The organism is Nocardioides nematodiphilus (genome assembly GCF_020216525.1).
In the GTDB taxonomy this organism is placed as follows: Bacteria; Actinomycetota; Actinomycetes; order Propionibacteriales; family Nocardioidaceae; genus Nocardioides; species Nocardioides nematodiphilus.
Genome location: NZ_JAIWOY010000005.1, coordinates 181,118 through 196,579 on the forward strand (window position 1 = coordinate 181,118; position 15,462 = coordinate 196,579).

11 protein-coding genes are annotated in these 15,462 nt (G+C 71.4%); 7 read left to right on the forward strand and 4 right to left on the reverse strand.

From position 1 onward, the window contains the following. Positions 1 to 19 precede the first annotated feature (19 nt). From KSO98_RS10795 to purD, 4 genes are all read left to right on the forward strand, one after another. Positions 20 to 436, forward strand: coding sequence for a VOC family protein (locus tag KSO98_RS10795; protein ID WP_225285560.1), 417 nt, complete (start codon positions 20 to 22; stop codon positions 434 to 436). 274 nt (positions 437 to 710) lie between these two features. After that, positions 711 to 2,009: an adenylosuccinate synthase gene (locus tag KSO98_RS10800; RefSeq protein WP_225285563.1), complete on the forward strand. Its 1,299-nt coding sequence runs from the start codon at positions 711 to 713 to the stop codon at positions 2,007 to 2,009. A 98-nt stretch (positions 2,010 to 2,107) separates the two neighbouring features. Then, complete coding sequence (locus KSO98_RS10805) at positions 2,108 to 4,078, forward strand: PAS domain S-box protein (protein WP_225285564.1); 1,971 nt, start codon at positions 2,108 to 2,110, stop codon at positions 4,076 to 4,078. Between the two features lie 11 nt (positions 4,079 to 4,089). Further along, on the forward strand, positions 4,090 to 5,376 hold the full coding sequence (purD, locus tag KSO98_RS10810; RefSeq protein ID WP_225285566.1) for a phosphoribosylamine--glycine ligase: 1,287 nt from the start codon (positions 4,090 to 4,092) through the stop codon (positions 5,374 to 5,376). Here the strand turns inward: purD and KSO98_RS10815 are convergent. Then, the gene (locus tag KSO98_RS10815) at positions 5,348 to 6,385 is read right to left on the reverse strand and encodes an SDR family oxidoreductase (RefSeq protein WP_225285570.1); all 1,038 of its coding nucleotides are present in this window, start codon (positions 6,383 to 6,385) and stop codon (positions 5,348 to 5,350) included. The genes purD and KSO98_RS10815 overlap by 29 nt on opposite strands. A gap of 80 nt (positions 6,386 to 6,465) precedes the next feature. On the opposite strand from KSO98_RS10815, the gene purB reads away from it, so the two are divergent. Continuing rightward, positions 6,466 to 7,884 (forward strand): adenylosuccinate lyase, encoded by a 1,419-nt coding sequence (gene purB / locus KSO98_RS10820; protein WP_443680792.1) that lies wholly within the window; start codon positions 6,466 to 6,468, stop codon positions 7,882 to 7,884. 61 nt (positions 7,885 to 7,945) lie between these two features. Here the strand turns inward: purB and KSO98_RS10825 are convergent, their stop codons facing one another. Both KSO98_RS10825 and KSO98_RS10830 read right to left on the reverse strand, forming a co-directional pair. Continuing rightward, on the reverse strand, positions 7,946 to 10,576 hold the full coding sequence (locus KSO98_RS10825) for a putative bifunctional diguanylate cyclase/phosphodiesterase (RefSeq protein ID WP_225285572.1): 2,631 nt from the start codon (positions 10,574 to 10,576) through the stop codon (positions 7,946 to 7,948). Between the two features lie 156 nt (positions 10,577 to 10,732). Continuing rightward, positions 10,733 to 12,079, reverse strand: coding sequence for a S8 family serine peptidase (locus KSO98_RS10830; protein ID WP_225285573.1), 1,347 nt, complete (start codon positions 12,077 to 12,079; stop codon positions 10,733 to 10,735). Positions 12,080 to 12,296: 217 nt separating this feature from the next. Here KSO98_RS10830 and KSO98_RS10835 point away from each other — a divergent pair, with 217 nt between their 5' ends. Then, positions 12,297 to 13,193 (forward strand): hypothetical protein, encoded by an 897-nt coding sequence (locus KSO98_RS10835; RefSeq protein WP_225285574.1) that lies wholly within the window; start codon positions 12,297 to 12,299, stop codon positions 13,191 to 13,193. A 265-nt stretch (positions 13,194 to 13,458) separates the two neighbouring features. On the opposite strand, the gene KSO98_RS10840 is transcribed toward KSO98_RS10835, so the two are convergent. Further along, positions 13,459 to 14,430 (reverse strand): sulfotransferase family protein, encoded by a 972-nt coding sequence (locus tag KSO98_RS10840; RefSeq protein ID WP_225285575.1) that lies wholly within the window; start codon positions 14,428 to 14,430, stop codon positions 13,459 to 13,461. Between the two features lie 86 nt (positions 14,431 to 14,516). On the opposite strand from KSO98_RS10840, the gene KSO98_RS10845 reads away from it, so the two are divergent. Next, positions 14,517 to 15,425: a phosphoribosylaminoimidazolesuccinocarboxamide synthase gene (locus KSO98_RS10845; protein ID WP_225285576.1), complete on the forward strand. Its 909-nt coding sequence runs from the start codon at positions 14,517 to 14,519 to the stop codon at positions 15,423 to 15,425. The last annotated feature ends 37 nt before the right edge of the window (positions 15,426 to 15,462 follow it).

Below are 15,462 nucleotides of genomic sequence, written 5' to 3' on the forward strand. Positions count from 1 at the left end.
GCCCTCTAGCGTCGCTTACATGAACCTTGTCTCGATCCGACTCATCACCGCCGACCTCGACCGGTTGGTCGCCTTCTACGAGCGCGTCACAGGCGTCGACGCTGTTCGCCACACGCCGGACTTCGCCGAGATCCACACCTCCGCGGGCACGCTCGCGATCGGCAGCGTCCGCACCGTGGCCCTGTTCGCGGCGGGAAGCGCCGAGGCCGCCGCCAACCGCAGCGCGATCATCGAGTTCCGTGTCCAGGACGTCGACGCGTCGTACGAGCGTCTGCGCGCCGCCGGCGAGACGCTCGACGTCGTCGCGCCACCCACGACGATGCCGTGGGGCAACCGCTCCCTGCTGCTGCGGGATCCCGACGGCAGCCTGGTCAACCTCTTCGCCCCGGTCAGCGACAGCGCGAGGACCACGTTCGCGGCGACGCGCACGTCCTAGGGGATCAGCCTCGGCCAGCTCCTCGGCGCTCGCCTCGGCACTCATCAGAGCTCGGTCGTCGCGGAGGGCGCCAGCTGGTGGAGCGGTACGCCGGCGGGGCCGGGAGAGTGCGCGGCTGGCTCTGATCCGCCACCGGTTGGTAACGTACGGCTGCAAGAGCCCCGGCCTGACCCTGCGTCTTGCGCGGGGCTCGATGCATTTCGGACCCAATCCAGGTGCGTTGAGCAGCCGTCTTTCGGGCGGAGGGACTCCGTCCGACGTGAAGGAGCAAGACATGCCCGCGATCGCGATCATCGGTGCCCAGTGGGGCGACGAAGGCAAGGGCAAGGCGACCGACCTGCTCGGCAGCGACGTCGACTACGTGGTGAAGTTCAACGGCGGCAACAACGCCGGCCACACCGTCGTCATCCCGCAGCCCGACGGCACCAGCGAGAAGTACGCGCTGCACCTGCTGCCCAGCGGCATCCTGACCCCCGGAGTCACGCCGGTCATCGGCAACGGCGTCGTCATCGACCTCGACGTGCTGTTCCACGAGATCGACGACCTCAACGCTCGCGGCGTCGACACCTCGCTGCTCAAGGTCTCGGCCAGCGCCCACGTCATCGCCAGCTACAACCGCGAGCTCGACAAGGTCACCGAGCGATTCCTCGGCTCGCGGAAGATCGGCACCACCGGTCGCGGCATCGGCCCGACGTACGCCGACAAGATGAACCGCATCGGCATCCGGATCCAGGACCTCTTCGACGAGAAGATCCTGCGCCAGAAGGTCGAGGGCGCGCTCGAGCTGAAGAACCACGTGCTCACCAAGGTCTACAACCGCCGCGCCGCCTCCGTGGACGCCGTCGTCGAGGAGCTGCTGGCCCACGCCGATCGGCTCAAGCCGATGGTCGCCGACACGATGCTGCTGCTCAACGACGCGCTCGACGAGGGCAAGACGGTCCTGCTCGAGGCCGGCCAGGCCACCCAGCTCGACGTCGACCACGGCAACTACCCGTTCGTCACCTCCTCCTCGGCGACCGCCGGCGGCGCCTGCACCGGCTCCGGCATCCCGCCGACGCGCCTCACCCGGATCGTGGCGATCGCGAAGGCGTACACGACCCGTGTCGGCGAGGGCCCGTACCCCACCGAGCTCTTCGACGAGATGGGCGACTTCCTGCGCAACACCGGCGGCGAGTTCGGCACCACGACCGGCCGCCCGCGCCGCTGCGGCTGGTACGACGCGGTCATCTCGCGCTATGCCGCCCGCGTCAACGGTGTCACCGACTTCGTGCTGACCAAGCTCGACGTCCTCACCGGCATCGAGTCGATCCCGGTCTGCGTGGCCTACGACGTCGACGGCGTCCGCTTCGACGAGATGCCGGTCAACCAGACCGACTTCCACCACGCGAAGCCGATCTACGAATACCTCCCCGGTTGGACCGAGGACATCTCCGGTTGCCGTACGCTGGCGGATCTGCCCGCCAACGCGCAGGCGTATGTGAAGCGGATCGAGGAGATCTCAGGCGCGCGGATGTCGGTCATCGGGGTCGGTCCGGGCCGGCACGAGTCGATCGTGATCCACCCGCTCGCCTGACCGCGTTGGCACTGATCGTCTGGTCACCCGTCCGGATCCGTGCATGAAACGAATCCGGGCGGGGTACAACGCCGCATCGTAAAAATGAGGGAGCGCGAATGGAGTTGGCGAAGGTCGTCCTGGTCGACGACTCCAGTGAGGTGCGCACGCTCGTCCGCACCCGCCTGGAGCTCAGCGGACGCTTCGAGGTCGTGGGCGAGGGCGGCGACGGTGCCGAGGCCATCGGTCTCGCGTACCGCCACGAGCCCGACCTGCTCCTGCTCGACACCTCGATGCCCACGATGGACGGCCTCGAGGCCCTGCCCGCGATCCTGACCCTGTCGCCGGACACCCGGGTCGTGATGTTCACCGGGTTCGAGGAGCACGGCCTCGCGACGGCCGCCCGCGAGCTCGGCGCGTCCGACTTCATCGAGAAGTCGATCCGGATGGACAAGCTGCCCGACCGGCTGCTCGGCGTCCTCGGTCTGCCGCCGACGTCGGAGCGTCCGCAGCCAGCGACCGCCCGTGGGCGGCTGCGGGTCGTCGGCGGGAGCGACGCAGCGGCACCCGAGCGTCCTGCCGAGGAGGAGGTGGCCGAGGACCAGGCCGTCCTCGACGAGCACCTCGAGCGCTTCCGCGAGGTCTTCGAGCGGGCCGCGATCGGCATGGCCACTCTGACACTCAACGGCTCCATCGTGCGCGCGAACACCGCACTGGCCCGCCTGATGGGCAGCGAGGCCGCCGACCTGGTGGGCGTCGACTACGGCCGCCTCACCGGAGGCGAGGGCGAGGCCCTCGACGCGGGCCTGGAGGCGATCAGCAGCACAGACACCTCGATGGTCGTCCTCGAGCATCGCCTGCCGGGGGAGGAGGAGCGTACGGCCCGAGTCACCCTCGCGCCGGTGCGCGACTCCAAGGACCAGCCGCTCTACGTCTTCGCCCAGGTCCAGGACATCAGTGCCCAGCGCTACGCCGAGGACGAGCTGCGCCGCAGCGAGGAGCGCTTCCGGATGCTGGTCACCGCGGTGCGCGACTACGCGATCTACATGCTCGACCCCGACGGCAACGTCGCCAGCTGGAACGCCGGCGCGCAGCGGATCAAGGGCTACAGCGCCGACGAGATCATCGGCCAGAACTTCCGGGTCTTCTACCCCGAGGAGGAGCAGGAGGTCGGGCACCCCGAGCACAACCTGGAGCTCGCGCTGCGCGACGGCGCCTTCTCCGAGGAGGGGTGGCGCGTACGCCGCGACGGCACCCGCTTCTGGGCCGGCGTGGTCATCACCGCCATGCACGACGAGGAGGGGCGCCACATCGGCTTCGCCAAGGTCACCCGCGATCAGACCGAGGCCCGCCGCTTCGCCGAGGAGCGGCAGGCGGCGGTGGCGCAGCAGACCCACCTGCTCGCCGTGACCGCCCACGAGCTGCGCTCCCCGGCCGCGGTGATCGAGGGCTCGTCCTCGCTGCTGCAGGAGCAGTGGGAGCGGCTCGGCGACAGCGAGCGCTCGCAGCTGCTCTCCGCGATCGACACCAGCGCCCACCGGCTCCAGCGGCTAGTCTCGGACCTCGCCGCCGCCTCCCGGCTGCAGGACGACGCCCTGGTGCTCCGCCCCGGCGACGTGTCCCTGGAGGACCTCGTCACCACCGCGGTCGAGCGCACCCGGGCCGCGAACAACGGCGCCGTCATCGAGGTCTCGGTCGAGTCCGACGTGATGATCCGCGCCGACGGGGGCCGGCTCGCGCAGGCCCTGGACAACCTCCTCGACAACGCGATCCGGCACGGCCGCGCGCCGATCTCCATCACGGGGCGTGCGACCGGGGACGGCATCGAGATCACCGTGTCCGACGAGGGCCCCGGGGTGCCGGAGGACCTGGCGCCGGAGCTGTTCGACCGCTTCGCGGTCGGTGGCACGACCGGCGGCACGGGCCTGGGTCTCTACCTCGTCCGGGAGATTGCACGCGGTCACGGCGGCGACGCCGTCTACCGCCCCCGCGACGGGGCGCAGCCGAGCAGGTTCACCCTCACCGTGCCGAGCGAGCCTGCCGGGACGGTGCGACCGAGCGCAATGGGATATAGCGCAGCAGCCCGATAGTCTTCCGCCCCGTGAAGACCCTCGTCATCGGCACCGGCGGCCGCGAGCATGCACTCGCTCTGGCACTCGCGAAGGACAGCGAGGTGCACGCCGCTCCGGGCAACCCGGGCATCGGCGCGATCGCCTCGCTGCACGACGTCGACATCGACGACGGCACCGCGATCGCCGCGCTGGCGACCGGGATCGGCGCCGACCTGGTCATCGTCGGTCCCGAGGCGCCGCTCGTCGCGGGCGTCGCGGATGACGTACGCGCCGCAGGCATCCCGGTCTTCGGCCCGTCCAAGGCCGCCGCCCAGCTCGAGGGCTCCAAGGCGTTCTCCAAGGCCGTGATGGCCGCCGCGGGCGTCCCGACCGCGGGCTCGCGCGTCTGCACGACGCCCGAGGAGGCCGCCGCCGCCCTCGACGAGTTCGGTGCGCCGTACGTGGTCAAGGACGACGCGCTCGCTGCCGGCAAGGGCGTGGTCGTGACCAACGACCGCGCCGAGGCGCTCGCCCACGCCGAGGCCTGCGACCGGGTCGTCATCGAGGAGTTCCTCAAGGGCCCCGAGGTCTCCCTCTTCGCGGTCTGCGATGGCATCACCGCCCAGCCGCTGCAGCCGGCCCAGGACTTCAAGCGGATCTTCGACGGCGGGCAGGGCCCCAACACCGGCGGCATGGGCTCGTACAGCCCGTTGCCGTGGGCACCGGCCGACCTGCGCGAGACCGTCATGCGCGACGTCGTCCAGCCGACCCTCGACGAGATGGCGCGCCGCGGCACCCCGTTCGTCGGCTGCCTCTACGTCGGCCTCGCACTGACCGAGGCGGGTCCTCGGGTCATCGAGTTCAACTGCCGTTTCGGCGACCCTGACATCCAGCCCGTGCTCGCGCTGCTCGACTCCTCGCTCTCCGAGCTGCTGCTCGCCGCCGCGCGCGGTGAGCTGGCCTCCCTGCCGGCTCCGGTCTTCGCCGACGGCGCCTCTGTCACCGTCGTGCTCGCCTCGGCCGGCTACCCGGAGACCTCGTCGAAGGGCGACGTCATCCGCGGCACCGGTGCGGCCAACGGCGTCAACGACGTCGACGTCATCCACGCCGGCACGGCCATCGTCGCCGCGCCCGAGGAGAGCGACCCCGACCACAAGCACCTCGTCACCGCCGGCGGCCGCGTGCTCGCCGTGCGCGCCAAGGGCTACGACATCGAGGACGCCCGCGCCCGCGCGTACGCCGCCGCGGACCTGATCTCGTTCGACGGCCAGCAGCGCCGCTCCGACATCGCCGCCGAGCCGCTCGGCGTCATCGAGGGCGCCGCCGTCCTCGACTGAGCGCGGGAGCTGGCCGCGCAGCGGCCAGCCCGACGACAGCGCCACCCACCAGGGTGGCCGCCGTCGCCAGCGCGCCGCGGTGCTGGGTCGCCCACAGCTGGGGCGATCGCGGGTGCGCGCGCGAGTCGAAGACGCCGTGCGCGCCGCGGTCCTCGTCAGCGTCGACCGGCTCCCAGAGGTTGCTCGGCTGGCCGTCGGGTCGCGGCTCGCCGGTCTGCTGCGACGTCACGCCGGTGCGGCCCAGATAGCGGTCGAGCAGCCCCGGAACGACGGCGTTGGCCGCGATGGTCAGCGCCGTCGACGCCCCGACCCACCACTCGCGGCGATCGGGATGGCCTGCGGCGTACACGACCGCGCGCGCGGCCACCTCGGGCTGGTAGATCGGCGGGACGGGCTGGGCCTGCCTCGGCAGTCGTGAGAGCCCCCAGCGGAACTGTGGGGTGTTCATCGCCGGCATCTGGACCATCGTCACCCTCACCCCGCTGCCCTGATGCAGCAGCTCGGCGCGCAGCGCGTCGTGGAACCCCTGCACCGCGTGTTTGGCACCGCAGTAGGCCGACTGCAGCGGGATGCCGCGATAGGCCAGCGCCGAGCCAACCTGGATGATCACGCCGCGGTCGCGCGGCCGCATCCGGCGCAGCGCGGCGCGGGTGCCGTTGACGTAGCCGAGGTAGGTCACCTTCGTCGCCCGCTCGTACTCCTCGGGCGTGATCTCCTCGAACGGCGCGAACACCGTGGCGAAGGCGTCGTTGACCCACACGTCGATCGGCCCGAGCTCCGACTCGATCCGCTGGGCGGCCGCCTCGACCAGACCGTCGTCGCTGACATCGACGATGAGCGGCAGCGCCCGGGCGCCGCAGGCGCGTACCTCCTCGGCCGCCGCGTGCAGCCCCGCCCGGCCCCGCGCGAGCAGCGCCACGTCGTCACCACGCTGCGCGAAGGCGCGTACGCAGGCACGCCCGATCCCGGCGGAGGCACCGGTCACGACCACCACGCGTCGCGTCGTCATCCCGTACGGTGACCGCGGCGCGGTCCCGCCAATCCCCGTCATTCCTGGCCACGCCCCGCCGCATGGGAGAATCGCTCACCGTGACCGTCCCGAACGTGCTTGCCACCCGCTACGCCGCCGAAGACCTGGCCCGGATCTGGAGCCCCGAGCACAAGATCGTGCTCGAGCGGCAGCTCTGGATCGCCGTGCTCAAGGCGCAGAAGGACCTCGGCATCGAGGTCCCCGACGGCGTCATCGAGGCGTACGAGAAGGTCATCGACCAGGTCGACCTCGGCTCGATCGCCGCGCGCGAGCGGATCACCCGCCACGACGTGAAGGCGCGGATCGAGGAGTTCTCCGACCTCGCGGGTCACGAGCACATCCACAAGGGCATGACCTCGCGCGACCTCACCGAGAACGTCGAGCAGCTGCAGGTCCTCAGCTCGCTCAGGATCATCCGCGATCGCGCCGTAGCCGCTCTCGCGCGCCTCGGCCGCCTCGCCGCCGAGCACGAGACCACCGTGATGGCCGGTCGCTCGCACAACGTCGCCGCCCAGGCGACCACCCTCGGCAAGCGGTTCGCCACCGTCGCCGACGAGATGCTGGTCGCGCTCGACCGCGTGGAGAACCTCATCTCCCGTTATCCGCTGCGCGGCATCAAGGGCCCGATGGGCACCGCCCAGGACATGCTCGACCTGCTCGACGGCGACGCCGCCAAGCTCGAGCGGCTCGAGGCCGCGGTCGCGGCCCACCTCGGCTTCGACCACGTCTTCACCTCGGTCGGCCAGGTCTACCCGCGCTCGCTCGACTTCGACACCGTCTCCGCGCTGGTGCAGCTCGTCTCGGGCCCCTCCAACCTGGCGACCACGATCCGCCTCATGGCGGGCAACGAGCTGGTCACCGAGGGCTTCAAGGAGGGCCAGGTCGGCTCCTCGGCGATGCCGCACAAGATGAACTCCCGCTCCGCCGAGCGGGTCAACGGCCTCTCGGTGATCCTGCGCGGACACCTGTCGATGATCGGCGAGCTCGCCGGCGACCAGTGGAACGAGGGCGACGTCTCCGACTCGGTCGTGCGCCGCGTCGCGCTGCCGGACGCGTTCTTCGCCGCGGACGGGCTCTTCCAGACCTTCCTCACCGTGCTCGACGAGTTCGGTGCCTTCCCGGCGGTCATCCAGCGTGAGCTCGACCGCTACCTGCCGTTCCTCTCCACCACCAAGGTGCTGATGGCCGCGGTCCGCAACGGCGTCGGCCGCGAGGCCGCGCACGAGGCGATCAAGGAGGCCGCCGTCGGCACCGCGCTCTCGATGCGCAAGGGCCAGGCCGAGAACGACGTCTTCGCCAAGCTTGCCGCCGACCCGCGACTGGGTCTGACCTCCGAGCAGCTCGCGTCGCTGGTCGCCGATCCGATCGAGTTCACCGGCGCCGCCGTCGCGCAGGTGCAGACCGTCGTACGGCGCATCGAGGCCGTCGCGGCCGCGCACCCCGAGGCCGCCGCGTACGTCCCCGGCGAGATCCTCTGACGCACCACGTCTGACAGCGCCGAGGGCGCGGCTCCGATCCCGGAGCCGCGCCCTTCGTGCGTCAGCGCTGGACCGGGACCAGCGGGGACGTGTTGTCGTACCAGAAGGCGGCGAACGCCGAGGCCCGGACCGGGCGGCTGATCAGGTAGCCCTGGATCATCGGGCAGCCCATCTCCTCCAGGAGAAGACGGTTCTCCTCGGTCTCGACGCCCTCGGCCACCGCGGTCATGCCGCAGGCGGCGGTGAGCCGGATGACAGCGGTCACGATCTCGGTGTCGACCGCGCTCTCGCCCAGGCCGGCGAGGAAGGCGCGGTCGATCTTCACCACGTCGACCGGGAACTGCTTCAGGTAGGAGAGCGAGGAGTAGCCGGTCCCGAAGTCGTCGATCGCGAGCTGGACGCCGAGCTCCTTGAGCCGCTGGAGGGTGGCGATCGAGGCCTTGGTGTCGCGCATGATCACGGTCTCGGTGATCTCCAGGCACAGCTGCTCCGGGCGCAGGCCGGTCCGGCGCAGCACCGCGTCGACCTCCTCGACGAAGGTGGCCCGGGAGAGCTGGTGGGCCGAGAGGTTGACGCCGATCTCGATCGGCGGCAGCTCGGGCCGGGCGAGCGTCCACTCGTGCGCCTGCCGGCAGGCCTCCTCGAGCACCCAGGCGCCGAGGGGCACGATCAGGCCGGTCTCCTCGGCGAGCGGGATGAAGCGGGCCGGTTCGACCAGCCCGTCGGGTGAGTTCCACCGCACGAGGGCCTCGGCGCCGATCGCCTCGCGAGTGACGGTGTCGACCAGCGGCTGGTAGTAGACCTCGAGCTCGCCGTTCTCCAGGGCACGGCGCAGGGCGCGCTCGAGCTCGAGGCGCGCGCGGGGGTTCGCCGCGGTCTCGGGGGTGAAGACCTGGTGCTGTCCTTTGCCGCCCTCCTTGGCGAGGTAGGCGGCGGTGTCGGCCGCTGCGATCAGCGCGTCGCGGGTCGATGCCTGGTCGGTGGTGGCGATGCCGATCGAGGCGCTGACGAAGACCTCGTGCCCGTCCACGGTGCTGCCCTCGGCCAGGGTCGCGAGGATCCGCTGGGCGACGTCGACGGCGTAGGCGACGTCGGTGATGTCCTCGAGCAGGATCGCGAACTCGTCGCCACCGATCCGCGCGCAGGTGTCCTCGCGACGCAGGGTGCGGCGCAGCTGGGCCGCGACTTTGATCAGCAGCGAGTCGCCGACCGGGTGGCCGTACGAGTCGTTGACCAGCTTGAAGCGGTCCAGGTCGATCATCAGCAGCGCGTGCCGCGTCGGGAGCCGCTCGGCGCGCGCGAGGGCGTGGTCGAGCCGGTCCTCGAAGAGCCGCCGGTTGGGCAGGTGGGTGAGCGGGTCGTGGAAGGCGAGGTAGGTGAGCTTCTCCTCGAACGCCTTGCGCTCGGTGATCTCGTGGATGACCAGCACCGCACCGGTCTGCGCGGTGGTCAGGGGCGTCGCGGTGAACGCGACCGGCACCCGCTCGCCCCGCCCGGCGACGAGGGTCGCGTCGTTGTCGACCAGGCCGCCGTCCGCGCCGACCAGGGCGGACAGGTCGACCGCCCCCTCGTCGCGGGTCATGGTGAAGACGTCGGCCGCAGGCCGGCCCAGCGGCTCGGCGCACCGGATCAGCCGTCGGGCCGCCGGGTTGGCGAAGGTGATCACGCCGGCGGCGTCGATCGTCAGCACACTCTCGCGCTGGCTGTCGGTGATGGCGGACAGATGCGTGAGGAGCTGGGCGTTGCGCAGCGCGGCCGAGGCCACGGTGGCGAGGGTGTCGAGCGCGGAGCGCTCCTCCTCGTGCCAATGGTCGCCGCCGATCCGCTCGCTCACCTCGAGCTCGACGTGGTCGCTGATCGCGGCACGCAGCGCGTGGGGAGCCTCCGGCTCACCCGCCTCCACGAGTCGCACCGCCTGGGCCGGGACGATGCGTGGCGCGGCGGCCAGCACCTGGACGCGGATGTCGTCGGCATCGGTCGAGTTCCGGATCGCCACCACCAGGTCCTGGAGCGCCTCAGCGGCCAGCCGGGCGTGCCGCTGGATGGTGACCATGACGTACGCCCGCTCGGCCATCAGGCCGACTCCGACGGCCGGGATCGCGGTCACGGGGTGCGCCCGGACCGCGACGCCGGCCAGGACTCCGAGGAAGAGCCCTCCGAACGAGTGGGCGCCGCGGGCAGTGACCTGGCGTCGGAGCCCGCTGGCGATCGGGCGGCCGGTGGCCAGCCGGACGATCAGGGCCACCGCGATGTTGGAGGACGCCGCGACTGCCAGCCCTCCGATCGTCGCGGCCGTCAGCGCCACGGCTGTGATGGGGGCGCCGACCTCGGCTCCGCCCAGCCGAGCGATGCCGTACCCGATGAGGAAGGAGAGCACGTTCTGGCCCACGTTGAACAGGAGCTTCGTCGGCGTCCGTCGCGCAGCGAGGTTGCCCACCAGCGAGGCCACGGCGACGGCGAGGGTGACCTCGATCGGACCCAGCAGCAGGACCATCGGCACGAACAGCGCCTCGTCGAGCTGGGTGGCGACGACCTGGCCCTTGTAGACGACCCGTGTCGCTCGCACGTGGGTGTATGACAGCAGAACGGTGATGCAGAGCAACGTGAACGGATGCGCGATCGCACGGCCGTCCTGGGCGGCGCCCACCGCGACACCGACCGCGACGGCCGCGAGAGCAACCGCGAGGCACACAGCCCTGACGCCGGCCGGCGTCAGGGCTCTGCCTGCGTAGGAGGGCGCCTGGCCCACGGCAGGATCGCTGCCTTCAACGGTGCTCAATACGGGGGCATCTCTCTTTGCGGGCGGCTCGCAGGGCGCAGTGGCCGTACGAGCCGCCTCACGGATGGATCAGTTCCAGCTGTCGCTGTCCCAGGAGTAGGTGTCCCAGGAGTACGTGTCCCAGGAGTACGTGTCCCAGGAGTACGTGTCCCAGGAGTACGTGTCCCAGGAGTACGTGTCCCAGGAGTACGTGTCCCAGGAGTACGTGTCCCAGGAGTACGTGTCCCACGAGTACGTGTACTGCAACAGGGTCCGCAGCAGGGCGCCAGGCGAGCGCACCATCGCGATGGACGCTGCGGAGATCTTGACCCCCGTGTTGGCCGGCTTGCGGGGGTTGGCAGCGAGCAGTGCGGCGATGTCGAGCTCGCCGGCGCCCTGGACGGTGGGGTTGACGCCGGCGATGGGCGCCGCGGTCCGGGTGAGCATGCTCTTGACGTGGTTGTTGCTCAGGTTCGGGCGCTGCTGGAGCACCAGCGCCGCCGCACCGGCGACCTGGGGCGCCGCGAACGACGTCCCGGAGCCGCGGAAGTAGCCGTCCAGCACTCGCGACTGCGGGTGCGCGACGTCGACGGTGGAACCGGGCGAGCGCGTGGACACCAGGTGCGCACCAGGGGCGACCAGATCCGGCTTGGCGATGCCGTCCGCGGTCGGACCGGTCGAGGAGAAGGAGGCGACGGTGTCGTCGTCGCGAGTGACCGTGGTCGCGTCGTCGGCCGCACCAACGGTGACGACGAACGGGTCGTCAGCCGGATGCGGGATGCCGGCGGTGCCGTTGTTGCCCGCGGCGACGACGACGACGAGCCCTGCGCGCCACGCGTCCTGGACCGCGCCGTCGAGCGCGTCCTTCGCCCACTTCTGGGTCGACTCGCCGCCGAGGGAGAGGTTGAGGACGCGGATGTTGTCGGCCTTCGCGTGGGCGATCGCCCACTCGATCGCGAAGATCACCCGGACCGGGTCGGTCTTGCCGTCGGCGCCGGCGACCTTGAGCGAGACCAGGTTCGCGCCGGGCGCGACGCCCTTGATCGCTCCGCCCGATGCTGCGCCGGAGCCAGCGATCGTCCCGGCGACGAAGGTGCCGTGGCCGTAGGAGTCCTTGGTGTAGTCGCCCTCGCCGGAGAAGTCGAAGCCGTCGATGACCTTGCCGGCCAGGTCGCCGGAGTCGTCGATACCGGTGTCGACGACGGCGACGCTCACGCCGCGGCCGTTGATGCCGGCTCGCCAGGCGCTCGGCGCGCCGTCGACCTGCGGATAGACCGCCGACGCCTCGTGGCTGTTGGCGCCCCAGGCGGCCTGGGCGGGGGAGATGGATGCGGTGACCGGTGCCGCGGAGGCCGTAGGCGCGGTGGCGCCGAGGGCGAGCGTTGCGGCGGCGAGGAGGGGGACGGCGAGTCGGGGCCGAAGAGTACGAGGGGGCATGACAGCCTCTCTATGCGTCCAGGTGCCGGGGGCATCTACACGGTTGCGGGGAAGGGGTGCGCGTCGTCGCTGCACTTATCGGCCGCGCTAGTAGATTTTAGAGGTCTGGACCGGCCCAGGGAGGTCCCAAGAACCGGGCGGTAGGTCCCGACTATGGACCACGTGTGGCGACGGCCACGCCGAATGTCGAGTTTCGGAATCGACTAAGGTAGTGGGCATGTCGACGACCACCTTGTCCACGCTGCCCTCGTACGACGGCGCCGAGGTCGTGGTGCCCGCGCCCGGCGTCGGCCCGGGCAACTGGGCCGGCGCGGCCAGCGCCGTCCTGGTCGACGGCGTCTTCTGGCTGACCTGGCGCAATCGGCGCCCGCTCGCCGAGGGCCGTGGTGTCACCGTCGACATCGCGCGCTCGAGCGACGGGGTGCAGTTCGAGACGGTCGCCGAGGTCAGCCGCGACACCTTCGACTGCGAGTCGCTCGAGCGACCCGTCCTGCTCCCGATCCCGGCGGCGCAGGGAGGCGGGTGGCGGCTCTACCTCTCCTGCGCGACCTGGGACTCCAAGCACTGGTGGGTCGACAGCCTCACGGCGGCGACGCCCGAGGAGCTGCCGAGCGGGCGTCGCCAGGTCGTGCTGCCCGGCGACGACGAGACGGCGGTGAAGGATCCGGTCATCACCGTCGCCGAGTCCGGTGCCTGGGAGATGTGGCTGTGCTGCCACCCGCTCACCGAGCCGGGGCATGAGGACCGGATGACCTCGCGTCGCCTGACCTCGCCCGACGGCCTCGACTGGACCGACCACGGCGTCGTGCTGTCCGGGCGTCCGGGGGAGTGGGACGAGCGCGGCGCTCGGGTCACGACCCCGATCGGCAACGGCCTGTTCCTCTACGACGGCCGCGCCGATGCGGCCTCCAACTGGTACGAGACCACCGGCCTGGCCCAGTGGGACGGCAACCGCCTGGTCCCCGACGTCGGCGTCGCGACGATCACCTCGCCCCACTCCGACGGCGCCTTCCGATACGCCGCAGCGGTCCCTCTCCCCGGCGGCCGGATCCGCTACTACGTCGAGGCCGCGCGCCCCGACGGCGCCCACGACCTCATCACCGTCCTCCGCTGACCCGGCCCTCCCGCACGCCCGACTTGGCCCTCCCGCACGCCCGACCCGACCCTCCGGCGCGGCCGACTTGGCCCTCCGGCACGCCTGACTTGGCCCTCGGACACGGCCGACTTGGCCCTCCGGCATGCTGGTGCGCGCGGCCGAGTCGGCGGTGCGCGGGGGCCGAGTCGGCGGTGCGCGGGGGCCGAGTCGGTGGTGCGTAAGGGCCGACTCGGCGGTGCGCGGGGGCCGAGTCAGCGGTGCGTGAGGGCCGAGTCGGCGGGGGTCAGGCCGTCGCGCGCTGGCGGAAGGAGCCCCGGCTCTCCGGTGACAGCCATTGGGCGAAGTCCTGGCCGGTCACCTCGGTGAGCAGCGCGATGTCCTCGGCGAAGACGTCGATCAGGGCGGCGCGCTGCTCGGGGGCGAGCAGGGGACGGTGCGCCGCCCCGCTGCCGCGCAGCTGACGGATGAGCGCCGGGGCCGCGCGCCGCCACACCTGCGGAGGGGCGAACTGGGCGAGCCACGCACCGCCGCGGACCACGGGCCCGACCGTGCGCGTACGCCAGCCCGGCTCGGCGTAGAGCCGACCGTTGTCGACCGGGATCTCCCCCACGTGGCCGGGCGGGAGGCCGAGGAAGCAGCAGGCCCGATCGACTGCCGCGGCGGGGTCGTCGATCAGCTCGCGGTAGCGCATCACCAGCACCCGCTCGGGATCCACGTACTCGTACAGGTGCTGGAGCTGCTCGCCGTACAGGCCGAGGTCCCGGTAGTGCCAGAACGGCGCGTAGCCGCCCTCGATCCGGGCGCGCTCCATCCCGAAGGCGGTGGTGAAGTCGGCGACCGGCTCGAGGCCGTCGGACCACAGGTGCATCCAGTTGGAGTAGGCCCGATCGATCGGATCGCGCACCACGGCGATGAGCTTCACCTCGGGCAGCATCGAGGCGATCCGGCGGTGCGCCCCGCGGCTCCACAGGTAGAACGGCGTCGACTCGCCGCGCAGCGCGTGCGCGGGCGCGGGGGCGAAGAGCGCCTCGTACTCGCTGCGTCGCCAGATCCACTCCTGCTGGGAGTGCTTGTCGCCGGGACCGCGCCAGTGCGGCGGCGGCGCGTCGTCGCACAGAAAGTACTTGGCCTCCTTGGGGGAGGTCATGAAGACGTCGGGATGGCGGGCGATGGCGCTGTGCAGCGCGGTGGTGCCGGCCTTGGGCGCGCCGACGATGAGGAAGTCCGGGCGAGGTGCGCGTGAGCTGACAGTCATGGGAGGGCCCCCGAGGTTAAGTAGTGTGAATCAGTCTACTAACTGGGAAAGACGGCTGGCCAGTGCCGATCTCCTAGGCTGTGCCCGTGGCTGAGCTGAACATTCCCCCCGCCCCTGCGATCGAGGGCACCACGCATCTCCACAGCGGCAAGGTCCGGGATCTCTACGAGATCACGGAGGGCGCGCACGCCGGCCGACTGCTCATGGTCGCCAGCGATCGCATCAGCGCCTTCGACTACGTGCTCGACTCCACCATCCCGGACAAGGGCGAGATCCTCACCCGGATGTCGTCGTGGTGGTTCGCCCAGCTCGCCGACGTGGTCCCGAACCACGTCATCTCGACCGATGTGCCGGCCGCCGTCGCCGGCCGCGCGGTGATCTGCGAGAAGCTCGCGATGTTCCCGGTCGAGTGCGTCGCCCGCGGCTACCTCACCGGATCGGGTCTCCTCGACTACAACGCCACCGGCCAGGTCTGCGGCATCGAGCTCCCCGGCGGCCTCGTCGACGGCGACCGCCTGCCGGAGGCCATCTTCACCCCGGCGGCCAAGGCCGCCGTCGGTGATCACGACGAGAACGTCTCGTACGACCAGGTGGTCGGCGTCGTCGGCGCTGCGGATGCCGACGCCCTGCGGGCGCTGACGCTCGACATCTACACCCGCGCCGACGAGATCGCACGCGGTGTCGGGCTGATGCTCGCCGACACCAAGTTCGAGTTCGGCGCGCGGATCGCCGCGGACAGCACGCGCACGATCGTGCTCGCCGACGAGGTCCTCACCCCCGACTCGAGCCGCTTCTGGTCGCTCGCGGACTGGAAGCCGGGCCAGGCCCAGCCCTCGTACGACAAGCAGATCGTCCGCAACTGGCTGCTCTCGCCGGAGTCCGGCTGGGACAAGAAGAGCGGCCAGCGCCCGCCGGCCCTGCCGGAGGAGATCATCGAGCGCACCCGCGCGCGCTACATCGAGGCGTACGAGCGCCTGACCGGCGAGCGGTTCTGACGGGCCGGGCCGTCGCTCCAGCTAGGGGTATACGGGT